This is a genomic window from Arsenicicoccus sp. UBA6765 (assembly GCF_002453335.1).
GTDB classification, from domain to species: domain Bacteria; phylum Actinomycetota; class Actinomycetes; order Actinomycetales; family Dermatophilaceae; genus Arsenicicoccus; species Arsenicicoccus bolidensis.
In genome coordinates this window covers 64,042-78,146 of the sequence record NZ_DKGR01000004.1, presented here as the reverse complement: position 1 = coordinate 78,146, position 14,105 = coordinate 64,042, and the positions used below count along the sequence as shown (strand labels likewise).

Below are 14,105 nucleotides of genomic sequence, written 5' to 3'. Positions count from 1 at the left end.
CACGGAAGCGTCAGAAGAGCCCGAAATGTCGCGCCCGGCCACGAGGCGGCGGACCGCCATCGCGTCGAGGAAGCCCAGGGCCAGGTTGTCGCTGAGCGAGACCACGGCTGTGGGCCGTTCGCGGCGGTCCAGCGCCAGTGCGGCGACGGACTCGCCGTCCGACCTATCCCACCCCGCCGCCTGCAGGATCTGCACCTCGCAGCCCGCCAGCCCGGCCAGGATGCCGGCGAGGCGCAGCCAGGCCTGGGGGCCTTCGAGCAGGGGGGCGAGCTCCTCGGGGGAGGCGAGGCGCTCCCTCTCGTCGGACAGGGCCGGACCGAGGAGCACCCACACGCGACGGTGCCCGAGCCCCACCACGTGCGCGGCCGCCTCCCGTGCGGCGGCGCGTTCGTCGATGGAGACGTAGCAGTCACCCACCGGGTCGCCGGCCACGACGGGCAGCCCTCGCGCCCGCGCGGCGTCCATCACCGGATGCACGTCGCACATGGCGGCGATGCCGTCGACGCTGGTGTTGCGGACGGCGTCGAGGCCGGCCACGTCGTCCGCAGCCACCGACATGAGGACGATGCTCGACCGCTGTGCCTCCATGCCCTCGGCGAGACCTGCGAGCCACTCCGTCGTGAAGGGGTCCTGGAAGGCGTAGGCCAGCGAGTCCTCGAAGACCACCCCGAAGGCATTGGCTCGCCCCTGGCGCAGTGCCCGGGCCGCCGCGCTCGGACCGGCGTAGCCCATCTTGGTCGCGCGGTGCAGGACGCGCGCTCGAAGCTCGGAGGACAGCTGGTCGGGCCGGTTGAACGCGTTGCTCACCGTCATCACCGAGACACCCATCACCTCGGCCACGTCCTTCATGGTCACTCTCATCATCGCGACCTCCTGGGTCGATCTCCAGGGTGATCTGTAACGTTAAAGAGCACAAGGCCCCGCTGATCCTTACGACAGCCCCGCAGAGGCTTCTCGGGCACCTTCGTCGCCCAGGGCCCGAGCACCACGGCCCGTCAGCTCGCCAGGTGCTCGGTCCTCGAGCCGCGGCGACCCGCGTCAGCCCTGCAGGGCGTCGCCCCACTCCAGCTTGCGGGCCCGCTTGTAGCCCGCGCCCTGCCGCTTGGACACGAGGCGCTGCGCGGCGGTGCCGTCGGCCTGGCACAGCGGCAGCCCGACGAGACCCTTGCGGATCATCGGGTGGCGGATCACGCGGGCGGCATACGGCTCGACGGGCAGGCGCGTGGCGAGGACATAGCTGAACTTCTCGTCCTCGTAGGACAGCTCCCCGCCCTTGACCGCCCGGTGCAGCGCGGATCGCTCGACGTGGGCGGGCAGGTGGCACCAGTCGTCCCCGACCAGCGGGCAGTCGAGCTGGTGGGGGCAGGGCGCAGCCACCTCAAACCCCCCGCCCAGCAACAGGTCCCGCGCCTCGAGCACCCGGCGATAGCCCGCAGGCGTCCCCGGCTCCACCACCAGCACCGTGCTCGCCGCCGCCATGGCGGTGGCGACGGCTTCGTGCCGCAGCGCGTCCGGCAGCTCGCCGACGACATACGACAGGGTGGCGAGGTCGGCGACGTCGCCGGGCGCACCAGGCCGCGCGCTGAGCCCCAGCGTCCAGGCGTGCCAACGGGACTCGCGCAGCGCCGCCACCGACGACCCCCTCGCCAACCGAGCCCCCAGCGTCCGCGCGGGCTCTGACTGCTCGAGCACGTCGACCTGCTCCAGCTCGGGAGCCCAGGCCGCCACGGCCCAGCCCGCCGCGCCCGTGCCGCCACCCAGGTCCACCAGCCGGCGCACGCGCAACGAAGGCACCGCCACCGTTGCCTGCTCGAGCACCGACCGCAGCGCCGCGACGGTCGCGGGCATGCGATAGGCGGCGTACGCGGCCACGGTCACCGGGTCGTCGAGGATGACCGACGCAGGGACCGAGCCCGAACGATAGGCCTCGATGAGCCGGGCCACGCGCCCCGCGAGCGCCTCGACCCGGTGGCCGGCCAGCGTCTCGGCGAGCACGTCTCGCAGCTCCTCCGCCACCACGCGGGAGTCGTGGTCCGGGCGGGCGAGGTCGTTCGGCATACGCACCAGTGTGGGCCATCACGACCGCTCGCCGAGCCCGCCAACCCGGTCGTCGAACGGCGTGCAACGGGTCGGGAACGGCCCTTGTGCCCCGGCCCGGCAGCCCCTACGGTCGGCCCACTGACCGCATACCGGTCCACGAGTCCGATATGCGAACACCCACAGACCCCACCATCTCAAGGACGAGCATGGCCAAGCACACCGCACGCCCGGACGAGCCGGACATCATCCACGACTCCGACGCTCCGACGACCTCCCCCACGGAGTATCGCCGCGTCGCCCTGGCCACCATGGTCGGCACGACCATCGAGTGGTACGACTTCTTCATCTACGCCAACGTGGCGGCCCTCCTCTTCGGCAAGCTGTTCTTCAGCGGGCTCGGCGACTGGAAGGAGCTCGTCTCCTTCGCCACCATCGGCGTCTCGTTCTTCTTCCGTCCCGCCGGGGCGATGGCGATGGGCTACGTGGGCGACCGCTACGGCCGGCGCATGGTCCTCGTCTTCACGCTGATCCTCATGGGCATCGCCACCGCCTGCGTCGGCCTGCTGCCCACGACCCAGTCCATCGGCATGGCCGCGCCGATCCTGCTGATCGTCCTGCGCTGCCTGCAGGGCTTCTCGGCCGGCGGCGAGTGGGGCGGCGCCGCGATGCTCGCCGTCGAGCACGCGCCGCACGGCCAGCGCGGCAGGTTCGGGGCCTACCCGCAGATCGGGGTGCCGCTCGGCATGATGCTGGCCACGGCCTTCCTCACCGTGCTGTCCGCGACCCTGTCCAAGGACCAGTTCGAGTCGTGGGGCTGGCGCATCCCGTTCCTGTTCTCCATCGTCCTCGTCCTCGTCGGCCACTACATCCGGTCCAAGGTCGAGGAGTCGCCCGTCTTCGAGGAGCTCAAGGAGGCCCGCGCGCACAGCGCCGTCCCCCAGACGACGCTGGTCAAGAACCACCTCGGCGACGTCATCAAGGCCGCCGCGTCCTTCATGGGCAACAACGCCCTCGGCTACATGCTCGTCGGCGGGTTCGTCCTGGCCTACGCCACCAAGACCGCCAAGCCGCCGCTGGCCCGCACCGACGTGCTGCTGTGGGTCATGGCCGCCGCGGCGCTGTGGCTCGTCACCACGATGTGGGGAGCGATCCTGTCCGACAAGATCGGCCGCAAGAAGGTCTACATCATCGGCTACGTGCTCATGATCGTCGGCATGGTCCCGATGTTCATGGCTGTCCGGGAGGGCACCCTCTTCTGGGTCGCCGTCGCGCTGCTGTGGATCGCGATCCCCGAGGGCCTCACCTACGGCCCGCAGTCGGCGATGTTCGCCGAGGCCTTCCCCGCACACATCCGCCTCTCGGCCGTCTCCTTCGCCTACGCGATCGGCGCGGTCTTCGGCGGGGCGTTCGCGCCGCTGATCGCCGAGGCCATCACCAAGTCGACCGGCAGCGTCGTCAACGTCGCGTGGTACCTCATGGGCGTCGCCGTGATCTCGCTCGTCGCGGTGCTGCTGCTCAAGGACCGCACCAACGAGCCGCTCCACACGATGTCCGGCCACTGACAGCCTGGTCGGCCGTCCAGCAGCGAGGCCGTATGACGGTGGGGCCCACCGTCATACGGCCTCGTCGTCATCGGGCCCCGGCTCAGCGCCGCGGGGGACCGCCACGCGATTGACACGCGTTTGACCGTGCTAATCCGGCGGGAGGACGATGGACCCATGTGTTCCTACTGCGGGTGCAAGGACATCGAGCTGATCGGGCGCTACATGGAGGAGCACGACCAGCTCATCAACGAGCTCGGGGTGCTGCGCAGGGCGTGCGACCAGCAGGACCTCGCCGCCGTGCAGGCCGCCTGCCAGCACCTCGCCGGGCTGATGCAGCCCCACTTCGACTCCGAGGAGCGCAGCCTGTTCGCCGTGCTCCGCGAGGACGAGGACTTCACCGAGCACGTCGACGACCTGTGCTCCGAGCACGAAGATCTGTGGGTGCTGTTCGACGCGGTCAAGGCGGGCGACTTCGGGGGCTACAAGGCGTTCGAGGACCGGCTGCGCGTGCACATGGACCGCGAGGACAACGGCCTGTTCCCCGCCGCGGCCGTGTCGCTCGACGGCCCGTCCTGGGACCGCATCATGGAGCTTGCCTGACGCCTGCCGGATTTTTGTGAGCTCCCAGCTCACGAAGCACCGCCCAGACGCCCGCCAGACAGCAGTTTGTGAGCTCCCAGTTCACGAAGTGCTGCCCAGACGCCCGCCAGACAGCAGTTTGTGAGCTCCCAGCTCACGAACGGCAGCGCGATGGCTGCGGATGGTCGCGGCGATGAGCGTCAGCCCCGGAAGGGTCGGCGCGACGGCATACCGCCGGTGGAGTCGGTCGGCTTTGTCGCGGCACGAGCAGTGATCGGGTCGTGATCCCGTATGTCGAGCGTGGCCCTCGCCCAGGTTGCGCGCGTAACGTCAAGGTATGCCCGCCGTCGCTGAACACCCTGACACCACCGGAGCCTCCCGCGCCGCGTCCTCGCCGAGCGTCGCGCAGCGGCCGGTGGAGGCCTTGCGCCAGGTCAAGCCCAAGCTGCGCGGGTGGCTGCACGCCGGCATGACGCCGGTGATATTCTTCGCCGGGCTGGTGCTGTGCGTGTTCGCGCCGACGCTGACGGGACGCATCGGCAGCGCGATCTACCTGGTGGCGGCGCTGCTGCTGTTCGGCACGAGCGCGACCTATCACCGCGGCACGTGGAACGAGAAGGTCTACGCGGCGTTCCGGCGCTGGGACCACGCCAACATCTACGTGTTCATCGCCGGTAGCTACACCCCGCTGGCGCTGCTGCTGCTCGAGGGTCGCTCCCGCGTGATCCTGCTGTCGCTGATCTGGGCGTGCGCGATCGCGGGCGTGCTGTTCCGCACGCTGTGGATCGACGCGCCGCGATGGCTCTACACCCTCCTGTATGTCGCGATGGGGTGGGCCGCGGTCGGGTGGCTGACGCAGTTCTGGGCCGCCGGAGGCGCGGTGACGGTCATCCTCATCGCGGTGGGCGGTCTGCTCTACACCGGCGGCGCGGTCTGCTATGGCCTGAAGCGCCCCAACCCCTCGCCCACCTGGTTCGGCTTCCACGAGGTGTTCCACGCCTGCACGATCCTGGCGGCGATCGTGCACTACATCGCCATCGCCTGGGTCATCTTCAGCTGACGCGCCAGCCTCACGCACCCCCGCACCCCGCACCCGCTGGCCGCATTGGTCACCAATCCCGTGTGGACGCCCATTGTGAACGTTCCAAAACGTTATTGGTGACCAATGGCGTGCGCTGGCGGGCCGGGGTCAGAGGCGGCGGGCGCTGGCGGGCCGGGGTCAGAGGCGGCGGGCGCTCGCGGGGCGGGGTCAGAGGCGGCGGGCGATGCGCTGGGCGCACTGCACGACCTGGTCAGCCAGGTCGGGGCGGGTGTTGTCGCCTACGTAGCTGACCGCGACGGCGGCAGGGACGTGGTGGCCGAGCAGCGGCGCTGCGATCGCCTGCACGCCGTCGAGCACCTCGCCGTTCGTCTGAGCCCACCCGCGCCGGCGACAGCGGACGGCGCCCTCGGGGTCGTCGGAGGCGGGGGCGTGCTGGGCCAGCAGCGCCAGGCCGGGGGCTCCCCGATCGATGGGGTGGACCGTGCCGACCCGGTGGGTGAACATCGTCCCCGGCGTCGTGGGCTCCGCCACCATCAGCGTGACGCACTGGGCGCGCTCCTCCACGACGAGGAAGGCCGTCAGGTCGACCTCGTCCGCGAGCGCCCGCAGGTGCGGCGTCGCGATGGCCCGCAGGTCGGGGTCGAGGGTGCGGGTCAGTGCCACGAGGCCGTAGCCCAGGCGGAACCGGTCCGCGTCGTCCCGCGACACCAGGCGGTGCTCCTCCAGCGTGCGCAGGAGGCGGTAGACGATCGACCGGTGCAGCCCCGCCGCCTCGCCGACCTGGGCGATGGTCAGCGGGCGGGGCGCGGCGGCCAGCACCTCGAGCAGCGAGAGCCCGCGGTCCAGGGTCTGGCTGCCGGACGGCTTGCCTCGGGACGTGGCCTCGGACGTGCTGGCGGCGGGCGCGGTCATGACGGATCCCCTCTTGCCGGTGCGCGGTTTCCGCCATACAGTCGTGAAAACCGATAAACGCACTCGCGACTCTATATGAGAACTCTCCGCATGGGAACTCACGCGGTGCGCCAGCGCAGCCACGACGACACAGGAGTCCCCATGGCCAAGCCCTTCGCCTCGTCCGCCGACCTCGACCCCAAGGAGCAGACGCTCGAGGTGCTGGCCGACGGCGTCTACGCACTGACCGCGGAGGGCGACCCCAACATCGGGGCGGTCGAGGGCGAGGACTTCGTGGTGTGCTTCGAGGCGCTCGCGACCCCCGTCGCCGCGCGCGACTGGCTCGCCAAGCTCCGTCAGCACACCGACAAGCCCGTGCGGTGGCTCGTCCTCAGCCACTACCACGCGGTGCGCGTGCTCGGCGCCAGCGCCTTCGACGCGGAGACGATCGTCGCGCACGACCTGACCAAGACCCTCATCGACGAGCGCGGGCAGCAGGACTGGGACAGCGAGTTCGGCCGCATGCCAAGGCTGTTCAAGGAGCCCGAGTCCATCCCCGGGCTGACCCACCCGGACCAGACCTTCGACGACGAGCTCGTCATCCCGCTCGGCGGCGACCGCGGCGACGTCGTCCTGAAGCACTGCGGCCGCGGCCACACCGCCGGCGACATCATCATGTGGATCCCCAAGCACAAGGTCCTCTTCGCGGGCGACCTGGTCGAGTCGCAGGCCGCGCTCTACACCGGCGACGCCTTCCACCGCGACTGGTCCACGGGCACCCTCGACCAGATCAAGTCGTATGGCGCGGAGCACCTCATCGGCGGACGCGGCGCCATCGCCCACGGGCGCGAGGAGGTCGACGCGGCCATCGAGCAGACGCGGGACTTCCTGACGACGATGCTGCGCGAGGTCGGGGCGGTGCACGAGCGCGGCGGCACGGTCAAGGAGGCCTTCGAGGCGACCCACGCGGCGCTCGCCCCCAAGTACGGCAAGTGGCCGATCTTCGAGCACTGCGCGCCGTTCGACGTGCAGCGCGTGTGGGACGAGCTCGACGGCATCGACTGGCCGCGCATCTGGACGGCGGAGCGGGACCGCGAGGTCTGGGACAAGCTGCAGGACTGAGCGACTGATCGACGCGACCGCGAATTTAACCTGAGAGCAAGGACATCGACGTCATGCCTCACGAATCCACCACCCCACCAACGCTTTCCGACGACCAGAGGGTCCTCGTCATCGGGGCGGGACCCGTCGGCCAGACCGCGGCGCTGCTGCTCGCGAGCTGGGGAGTCCCGGTGCTGCTGCTGGACTCTCGTCCGGAGCGGGACCCGATCGGCTCCAAGGCGCTGTGCCAGCAGAGGGACGTCCTGGACGTGTGGGACCACGTCGGCGCGGGTCGCCAGGTGGCGGACGAGGGGCTGACCTGGACGCGGGCGCGCACCTTCTATCGCGACACCGAGCTGTTCTGCCAGGGCTTCGTGGACAAGGGGCGGTCGCCGTTCCCGCCGTTCGTCAACATCAGCCAGACCCGCACGGAGGAGCTGCTCGACCAGCAGATCGCCCGCTCCGCACTGATCACCTATGCCTGGGGGCACCGGGTCACCGGCCTGCGCCAGGACGCCGACCACGTGACGCTGACCTGCGAGACCCCTTCCGGCACGGTCGATCTCACGGGGTCCTATGCCGTCGCGGCGCCCGGCTCCAAGGGCGGCCCGATCCGCGACCTGATGGGTCTGACCTTCGACGGCCTGACCTTCGACGACCAGTTCCTGATCTGCGACATCCGCGCGTCCCTGCCGGGGTGGGAGCAGGAGCGGCGGTTCTACTTCGACCCCGCGTGGAACCCCGGCCGTCAGGTCCTCATCCACCCGTGCCCCGACTCGACCTACCGCATCGACTGGCAGGTGCCGCCGGACTTCTCGCTGAAGCAGGACGAGGCGAGCGGCGGGCTGGACCGACGGATCCGGCAGATCATCGGGGCGGACAGCGACTACGAGATCGTGTGGAAGTCGCTCTACCGCTTCCACGCTCGCCAGGTCGACCGGATGCGCGTGGGACGCGTGCTGGTGGCCGGCGACGCGGCGCACCTGGTGTCGCCGTTCGGTGCGCGCGGCCTCAACTCCGGGGTCCTCGACGCCGAGAACGCCGCGTGGAAGCTCGCCTTCGTCCTGCACGGGTGGGCCGACGAGTCCCTGCTCGACAGCTATCACTGCGAGCGGCACGCCGCCGCCGCGGAGAACCTCGAGGTCACGTCGCGCACCATGGCCTTCCTCGTGCCGCAGACCCCCGAGGAGCACGCCCGCCGCCTCGACATCCTCGAGAACGCCGTGCTCAACCCCGAGGCCCGCGGCCAGGTGGACTCGGGTCGGCTGTCCGAGCCATTCTGGTACGTCGACTCCGAGCTCACCACGCCCGCTGCCGATCGCCCGTGGCCCGGACGCCCGCCCAAGGGCGAGGACCCCGAGCCCGTGCCCGGCGTGCTCGTGCCGGACGTCCCCATCGCCGGTCCGGGCGGTGTGCACCGGCTGCGCGAGCTGGCGCGCCGCGGCCTGGTCGTGCTCGTCGGCTCCGACCTCGACCTGGGCGCCTGCGAGGACGCCGTCGACGGGATGCGGTGCGGCGTCACGGTGGTCACGCTGGACGAGGTCGACCCCGAGGGCGTGGTCGCCGCGTCGCTGCACCTCCACGGGCGGCAGGCGGTCGTCATACGGCCCGATGCGCACATCGCCGCGATCGTCACCACCCCGGCCGAGGTCGGCGCGGCCGTCCGTCGCGTCCTGCGCCGCTGACGCGCTTGCGGTCGACGCCGCCGTTTGCCTCAGGCGTGCGGCAGGAGCATCGTCACCGTCAGCGTCGTGGGCTCCAGCGCCCGCACCGCGTGCCGCAGCATCGGCGTCAGGTGCAGCAGCGCCCCGGGGGCGAGCTCGACGGTGCGGTCGGGCAGCTCGAAGCTCACGCGCCCCCGCACGACCTGGATCAGGACGGGGTGGCGCGCCGCGTGCTCCTTGAGCTCGTCACCCTCGGCGAACTCGAAGGCCACGACCTTGGTGCTCTCGTTGTCGATCACGGCGGTCGCGCCGGGTCGTCCGCCGCGCGACGACGACCGCCCCCACACCTCCTCGACCAGCGTCGACGTGCCGTCGGTGGTGCCGGGCCGCCGGTCCGGGCCGTCCCCCTGCTCGACGTGGCCGTCGGTCGGGTCGCTCATGTGGTGCTCCTCTCGTCGGTGCAGCCATCCTCGCAGCCGTGCGCGCTCTGCGACCGGGCGCCCGTGAGAGGGCGAGAGTGGCACCACGAATGCGCCTGGGAGGCCTATCTCTGCCCACTCATCTGGGCGTCCGGCGGTACCCACGTGATCCGGTCGGGCTCGCCCACCCGTCCGCCCTTCCCGCTCCACTACGGTCGAGGCCATGTACCGGACGCCGATGATCACGCTGTACACCGACGATCTCCCCCGCCTCTCCTCGTTCTACGAGGGGCTCGACTTCCACGTGACCTTTCGCACCCCCTCCCACGGAGACCCCGTGCACGTGGAGCTGACGCTGGACAGGTTCACGATCGGGATCTCCACCGTCACCGCCGCCCGGGAGGACCACGGTCTGGACCCACAGCTCGGCGGTCGGCCCGTGGAGATCGTGCTCTATTGCGACGACGTCGACGGCGAGGTCGTCCGGCTGACCGCGGGAGGCGCTCCGCTGCTGTCCGAGCCGCATCCCTTCCAGGGTGGGCGGACCCGCGTGGCCTGGGTAGCAGACCCCGACGGCAACCCCGTCCACCTCGTGCAGGTCACGGCCGACAAGCACCTCTGACGGCGTCCGCTGGCTCCTGGGCTCAGGCCCAAGACGTCCACAGAGCCTGACGGCCGCGTGGGGTGGCCGCGGACGCGCCGGGAGCGGGTGGTCAGCCGGCGGGCCAGGTGAAGGCGGTCACGCCGGACGCCTCGACCTGCACCCGCGGCTCGCCCGATACGTCGAGCGTGACCCGTATGACGGCAGCGGGGTCACCCTCCTCGGGGGCGCCGGCAGCAGGGCGCGACTCGTAGACGAAGCGCTCGTTGCTGAGCTCCACCACCCACGTGCGCGCACGGACGAGCCAGGGGTGCTGGCGCCGCACCGCGTTCAGCCCCTGGTGCACGTGAAACATCCACTCCCCCAAGGTGCTCAGCTCGGCGGGGGTCGCGGGCAGCGGAGGTCGGACGGCGTCGTCGCCGCCCTCGCGGTCCTCCTTGACGCCCTCGAAGGCCTGCTCGTCACCGTAGTAGAGCGAGGGCGTCCCGCCCACCGTCATGAGGCAGGCCACCGCGAGCACCGTCGCGGCCGGACCCACCCGCGAGGCGATGCGGGTGACGTCGTGGTTGCCGACGAAGGTCATCGGCACGAACGTGTCGAGCAGGGCGCCGTGCCGCTCGAGGGCGTGGGAGAGCTCGTAGAAGTTCTTGTCGTCGAGCGAGGACCAGAGGGCCTTCCACAGCTCGTACTGCGTGACGGAGTCCAGCGTCGACTCACGCACGATCGCGGCGTAGTCGCCGTGGATCACCTCCCCGACGAAGGTCGCCTCCGGGAACTCCGCCCGCACGCGCGGCAGCACCCGCGCCCAGAACGCCGGGTCGACGGCGTAGGCCGCGTCCAGCCGCCACCCGTCGATGCCCCGACGCAGCCAGTGCAGCATGACCTCGACGACCAGATCGACGACCTCGTCGCGGGTGTGGTCGAGCGCGACGAGGGACCCGTGCCCCTCGAAGACGTCCGGGCGGGGCCCGCCGTCGGCGTCCCAGTCGATGCGGAAGTGCCAAGCCGCGTGCGACTCCCGACCCTCGCCGAGTGCCTGCTGGTAGAGCGGGTGCTCGAGCCCGACGTGGTTGAAGACGCCGTCGAGCATGACCCGCAGGCCCCGGTCGTGCGCTCGCTTGACGAGCTCGTCGAAGTCGCCGTCGTCGCCGAGGCGCGGGTCGATGCGCAGGTGGTCCGTCGTGTCGTAGCCGTGGGTCGTGGAGGCGAACACCGGCCCCAGCTGGAGCCCGTTGGCGCCCAGCGAGATCGCGTAGTCCAGCCACCCGTCGAGCCGCTCGAGCGGGTGGGCGACCACGCTCTCGTCATACGGCTCCCTGATGGGCGCGCCCACGGCGCCCAGGGGATAGACGTGCCACCAGATGACGTGCTCGGTCCAGGCCATGCCCCCGAGTCTGCCGCATCCGTGCGGACCGGCGCGGGACGCGTCAGTGGCGCAGGCGGGGCGCGACGTCGTCGCGGGCCCCGACGAGCTTGTCCAGCAAGGTGACCAGCACGTGCTGCTCGGCGGGGCTCAGCGCCGCGGCCCAGGCCTGCTCCCGCTCGTGCTGCGCGGCGAACAGGGTGCGGATCTCCTCCACCCCGCGTGGCGTCAGCCCGAGCCGGACGGAGCGGCCGTCGTGGGGGGCGGGCTCGCGGCATACGAGCCCGTCGTCGACCAGGCCGCCGGTGAGGTTGGAGACCGCGGCGCGGGTGAGGCCGGTCAGCTCGGCGACGCGCTTGGGCTCCATCGCGCCGGCCAGCCACAGGACGTAGAGGATCCGGAAGGCCGACCAGGACCGGCCCGCGGGGCGGTGGATCGAGGACTCGAGGTCGTAGGTGACGATCCCGGACGCGCGGTTGAGCGTGAGGAGCAGCTCGGTGGCCCCGGGGTCGGCGTAGCCGGCGTCCGTGAGGCGGTCGCGTGCCTCGCGCACGAAGGACCAGAAGTCCAGCTCGCTCATCGCGCCCCCTGGTGCCTGTCGGACCCATCCGCTACAGTCCAGATAGTACACCGATGTATCAGTTGCGCGAGAGACGAGACGTCATGGCTCACTACCGCAGCGCGGGCAGCATCCCGCCCAAGCGCCACACGCAGCACCGCACCCCCGAGGGCGACCTCTACTACGAGGAGCTCATGGGTGAGGAGGGTTTCAGCTCGGACTCGAGCCTGCTCTACCACCGCTACATCCCCAGCGCGATCGTCGACGTGCGCCCCTGGGAGCTGCCGGACCAGACGCTCACGCCCAACGACCCCCTGCTGCCGCGCCACCTCAAGACCCACGACCTGCCCGCCGAGGCCGAGGGCCAGGGCCTCGACGCCGTCCGCCACCGACGTCTGCTCCTGGGCAACGGAGACGTGCGGATCAGCTATGTCGCGGCGACCGAGCCCAGCCCGCTCTACAAGAACGCCATCGGCGACGAGTGCTGCTACGTCGAGTCCGGGACGGCCACCGTGCAGACCCAGCTCGGGCACGTCGACGTGCACGAGGGCGACTACGTGATCATCCCGCGCGCGACCATCCACCGCTGGGTGCCGACGGGCGACGAGCCGGTCCGCGTCTACGCCATCGAGGCCAACAGCCACATCAACCCGCCGCGCAGCTACCTGTCCAAGCACGGGCAGCTGCTCGAGCACGCCCCCTACTGCGAGCGCGACTTCCGGCACGTCAGCGATCCGGTGATGGTCGACGAGCAGGACGTCGAGGTCTACATCAAGCACCGCGGGCGGGGGCTGTCCGGCATCGACGGCACGATCCACGTCCAGCCCCAGCACCCCTTCGACGTGATCGGCTGGGACGGCTGCCTCTACCCCTACGTCTTCAACCTGGCCGACTACGAGCCCATCACCGGTCGCGTGCACCAGCCGCCGCCCGCCCACCAGGTGTGGGAGGCCAACAACCTGGTCATCTGCAACTTCGTGCCCCGCAAGGTCGACTACCACCCGCTCGCGATCCCCGTGCCCTACTACCACTCCAACGTCGACAGCGACGAGGTCATGTTCTACTGCGGCGGCGACTACGAGGCGCGCAAGGGGTCCGGCATCGGGCAGGGCTCGATCTCGCTGCACCCGGCCGGTCACGCGCACGGCCCGCAGCCCGGGGCCTACGAGCGCTCGATCGGGGCCGAGTTCTTCGACGAGCTGGCCGTCATGGTCGACACCTTCCGCCCGCTGGACCTCGGCGAGGCCGCGCTGGCGACCGAGGACGACCGCTACCCCTACAGCTGGTCGGGCGGGCGCCGGCTGGGTCAGGGATGATCGGCCGTATGACGGACGCAACCGACGCACCCGGGGCCCCCGCACCGCTCGCGACCCAGCCGCTCGTCGCGGCGCTGCTCGACGACGCCGGCCTGTTCCCGCCCACCGCCCTCGCGATGGACGACGCCGTCGCCCGCCACCGGGCCGACCTGGACACCGCCCACCCGGTGCACACCGGCCGGTTCCTGTGCCCCGCGAGCCGGCTCGACGAGCTGCGCCAGGCGCTGCGCGAGGGGGAGACCGTCGACGTCGGCGTGGTCCTCGACCAGCCCCTCGCCTCCCTGCCGGGGCTCGCGACCTCCCTGGTCGGCGACCCGCGCCTGCAGCTCGGTGCCGTCGAGCTGCGGCTGCCCCTGGACCAGCCGCTCGACGCGGCGATGGGCGCGGTCGTGACGGCGGCCAGCGCCCTGCCCGACGCGGTGTCGACCTACGTCGAGATCCCCCTCGCCCAGGCCGACGACGGCGAGACGCGCGCTGCGCTGACCGCGGTCCACGAGGCGGGTCTCGGCGCCAAGGTCCGGTGCGGCGGCGTGACCCCCGACCTGTTCCCGAGCATCGACCAGCTCGCCGACTTCCTCGGTGCCGCAGCCGAGCTCGGGGCGCGCTTCAAGTGCACGGCAGGCCTGCACCACGCGCTGCGCTACACCGACGAGCAGACGGGGTTCGAGCATCACGGGGTGGTCAACATCCTCGTCGCGCTGCTTCGCGCCCAGGCCGGCGCCGACTCCGCCCAGGTCGCCGAGGCGCTCGGCAGCACCGACGCCGACGCCCTCGCGGCCGAGGCGCTCGCCGCGGACGAGGACGCGCAGCGACGCGTGCGGGCGGGGCTCGTGGCCTACGGCTCCTGCAGCACGGGCACGCCCGTCGAGGACCTCGCCGCCCTAGGCCTCACCTCGCGCGTCGAGGTGCTCGAGCGGCGCGACCCCACCCAGCAGGTCGACCAGCAGCAGTAGGCCCTCGCTGACCGCACCGCCGCACCGCCGCAC

14 protein-coding genes are annotated in these 14,105 nt (G+C 71.4%); 8 read left to right on the top strand and 6 right to left on the bottom strand.

The annotated features are described in order from the left end of the window. The coding region (locus B4K29_RS01080) for a LacI family DNA-binding transcriptional regulator (RefSeq protein ID WP_286966221.1) at positions 1-864 on the bottom strand (864 nt) is incomplete at its 3' end. 174 nt (positions 865-1,038) lie between these two features. Further along, complete coding sequence (locus tag B4K29_RS01075) at positions 1,039-2,058, bottom strand: small ribosomal subunit Rsm22 family protein (protein WP_286966220.1); 1,020 nt, start codon at positions 2,056-2,058, stop codon at positions 1,039-1,041. A gap of 188 nt (positions 2,059-2,246) precedes the next feature. On the opposite strand from B4K29_RS01075, the gene B4K29_RS01070 reads away from it, so the two are divergent. The 3 genes from B4K29_RS01070 (at position 2,247) to trhA (ending at position 5,223) form a co-directional block, all read left to right on the top strand. Then, positions 2,247-3,602, top strand: a complete 1,356-nt coding sequence (locus B4K29_RS01070) for an MFS transporter (protein ID WP_019287307.1) — start codon at positions 2,247-2,249, stop codon at positions 3,600-3,602. Between the two features lie 156 nt (positions 3,603-3,758). Continuing rightward, entirely contained in the window at positions 3,759-4,184 is a 426-nt protein-coding gene (locus B4K29_RS01065) for a hemerythrin domain-containing protein (RefSeq protein ID WP_019287306.1), read from the top strand. 316 nt (positions 4,185-4,500) lie between these two features. Beyond that, positions 4,501-5,223, top strand: a complete 723-nt coding sequence (gene trhA / locus B4K29_RS01060; RefSeq protein WP_019287305.1) for a PAQR family membrane homeostasis protein TrhA — start codon at positions 4,501-4,503, stop codon at positions 5,221-5,223. A 189-nt stretch (positions 5,224-5,412) separates the two neighbouring features. Here trhA and B4K29_RS01055 read toward each other — a convergent pair whose 3' ends face one another. After that, positions 5,413-6,117 carry an IclR family transcriptional regulator gene (locus tag B4K29_RS01055; RefSeq protein WP_286966219.1) on the bottom strand — a complete coding sequence of 235 codons (705 nt, stop codon included), beginning with the start codon at positions 6,115-6,117 and terminating at the stop codon, positions 5,413-5,415. A 141-nt stretch (positions 6,118-6,258) separates the two neighbouring features. Between B4K29_RS01055 and B4K29_RS01050 the strand changes: the two genes are divergently transcribed. Together B4K29_RS01050 and B4K29_RS01045 are read left to right on the top strand one after the other, a co-directional pair. Beyond that, positions 6,259-7,218 carry an MBL fold metallo-hydrolase gene (locus B4K29_RS01050; protein WP_286959145.1) on the top strand — a complete coding sequence of 320 codons (960 nt, stop codon included), beginning with the start codon at positions 6,259-6,261 and terminating at the stop codon, positions 7,216-7,218. A 53-nt stretch (positions 7,219-7,271) separates the two neighbouring features. Then, positions 7,272-8,882: an FAD-dependent monooxygenase gene (locus B4K29_RS01045; RefSeq protein ID WP_286966218.1), complete on the top strand. Its 1,611-nt coding sequence runs from the start codon at positions 7,272-7,274 to the stop codon at positions 8,880-8,882. Between the two features lie 29 nt (positions 8,883-8,911). Here B4K29_RS01045 and B4K29_RS01040 read toward each other — a convergent pair whose 3' ends face one another. Next, positions 8,912-9,301, bottom strand: a complete 390-nt coding sequence (locus tag B4K29_RS01040) for a cupin domain-containing protein (protein WP_286959143.1) — start codon at positions 9,299-9,301, stop codon at positions 8,912-8,914. A 202-nt stretch (positions 9,302-9,503) separates the two neighbouring features. Here B4K29_RS01040 and B4K29_RS01035 point away from each other — a divergent pair, with 202 nt between their 5' ends. Beyond that, positions 9,504-9,902 carry a VOC family protein gene (locus B4K29_RS01035; RefSeq protein WP_286959142.1) on the top strand — a complete coding sequence of 133 codons (399 nt, stop codon included), beginning with the start codon at positions 9,504-9,506 and terminating at the stop codon, positions 9,900-9,902. Positions 9,903-9,993: 91 nt separating this feature from the next. Here B4K29_RS01035 and B4K29_RS01030 read toward each other — a convergent pair whose 3' ends face one another. Both B4K29_RS01030 and B4K29_RS01025 read right to left on the bottom strand, forming a co-directional pair. Then, entirely contained in the window at positions 9,994-11,265 is a 1,272-nt protein-coding gene (locus B4K29_RS01030; RefSeq protein ID WP_286961435.1) for an alpha-amylase family protein, read from the bottom strand. A gap of 43 nt (positions 11,266-11,308) precedes the next feature. Continuing rightward, positions 11,309-11,824, bottom strand: a complete 516-nt coding sequence (locus tag B4K29_RS01025; protein WP_239265448.1) for a MarR family winged helix-turn-helix transcriptional regulator — start codon at positions 11,822-11,824, stop codon at positions 11,309-11,311. Positions 11,825-11,907: 83 nt separating this feature from the next. Here B4K29_RS01025 and B4K29_RS01020 point away from each other — a divergent pair, with 83 nt between their 5' ends. Both B4K29_RS01020 and B4K29_RS01015 read left to right on the top strand, forming a co-directional pair. Then, positions 11,908-13,119 (top strand): homogentisate 1,2-dioxygenase, encoded by a 1,212-nt coding sequence (locus B4K29_RS01020; RefSeq protein WP_286966223.1) that lies wholly within the window; start codon positions 11,908-11,910, stop codon positions 13,117-13,119. Positions 13,120-13,127: 8 nt separating this feature from the next. After that, the gene (locus tag B4K29_RS01015) at positions 13,128-14,072 is read left to right on the top strand and encodes a hypothetical protein (protein WP_286966217.1); all 945 of its coding nucleotides are present in this window, start codon (positions 13,128-13,130) and stop codon (positions 14,070-14,072) included. The last annotated feature ends 33 nt before the right edge of the window (positions 14,073-14,105 follow it).

Coding starts and splice junctions, on each gene's coding strand:
- B4K29_RS01075 (WP_286966220.1), bottom strand. CDS start 2,058: ATGCCGAACGACCTCGCCCGCCCGGACCACGACTCCCGCGTGGTGGCG.
- B4K29_RS01070 (WP_019287307.1), top strand. CDS start 2,247: ATGGCCAAGCACACCGCACGCCCGGACGAGCCGGACATCATCCACGAC.
- B4K29_RS01065 (WP_019287306.1), top strand. CDS start 3,759: ATGTGTTCCTACTGCGGGTGCAAGGACATCGAGCTGATCGGGCGCTAC.
- trhA (WP_019287305.1), top strand. CDS start 4,501: ATGCCCGCCGTCGCTGAACACCCTGACACCACCGGAGCCTCCCGCGCC.
- B4K29_RS01055 (WP_286966219.1), bottom strand. CDS start 6,117: ATGACCGCGCCCGCCGCCAGCACGTCCGAGGCCACGTCCCGAGGCAAG.
- B4K29_RS01050 (WP_286959145.1), top strand. CDS start 6,259: ATGGCCAAGCCCTTCGCCTCGTCCGCCGACCTCGACCCCAAGGAGCAG.
- B4K29_RS01045 (WP_286966218.1), top strand. CDS start 7,272: ATGCCTCACGAATCCACCACCCCACCAACGCTTTCCGACGACCAGAGG.
- B4K29_RS01040 (WP_286959143.1), bottom strand. CDS start 9,301: ATGAGCGACCCGACCGACGGCCACGTCGAGCAGGGGGACGGCCCGGAC.
- B4K29_RS01035 (WP_286959142.1), top strand. CDS start 9,504: ATGTACCGGACGCCGATGATCACGCTGTACACCGACGATCTCCCCCGC.
- B4K29_RS01030 (WP_286961435.1), bottom strand. CDS start 11,265: ATGGCCTGGACCGAGCACGTCATCTGGTGGCACGTCTATCCCCTGGGC.
- B4K29_RS01025 (WP_239265448.1), bottom strand. CDS start 11,824: ATGAGCGAGCTGGACTTCTGGTCCTTCGTGCGCGAGGCACGCGACCGC.
- B4K29_RS01020 (WP_286966223.1), top strand. CDS start 11,908: ATGGCTCACTACCGCAGCGCGGGCAGCATCCCGCCCAAGCGCCACACG.
- B4K29_RS01015 (WP_286966217.1), top strand. CDS start 13,128: ATGACGGACGCAACCGACGCACCCGGGGCCCCCGCACCGCTCGCGACC.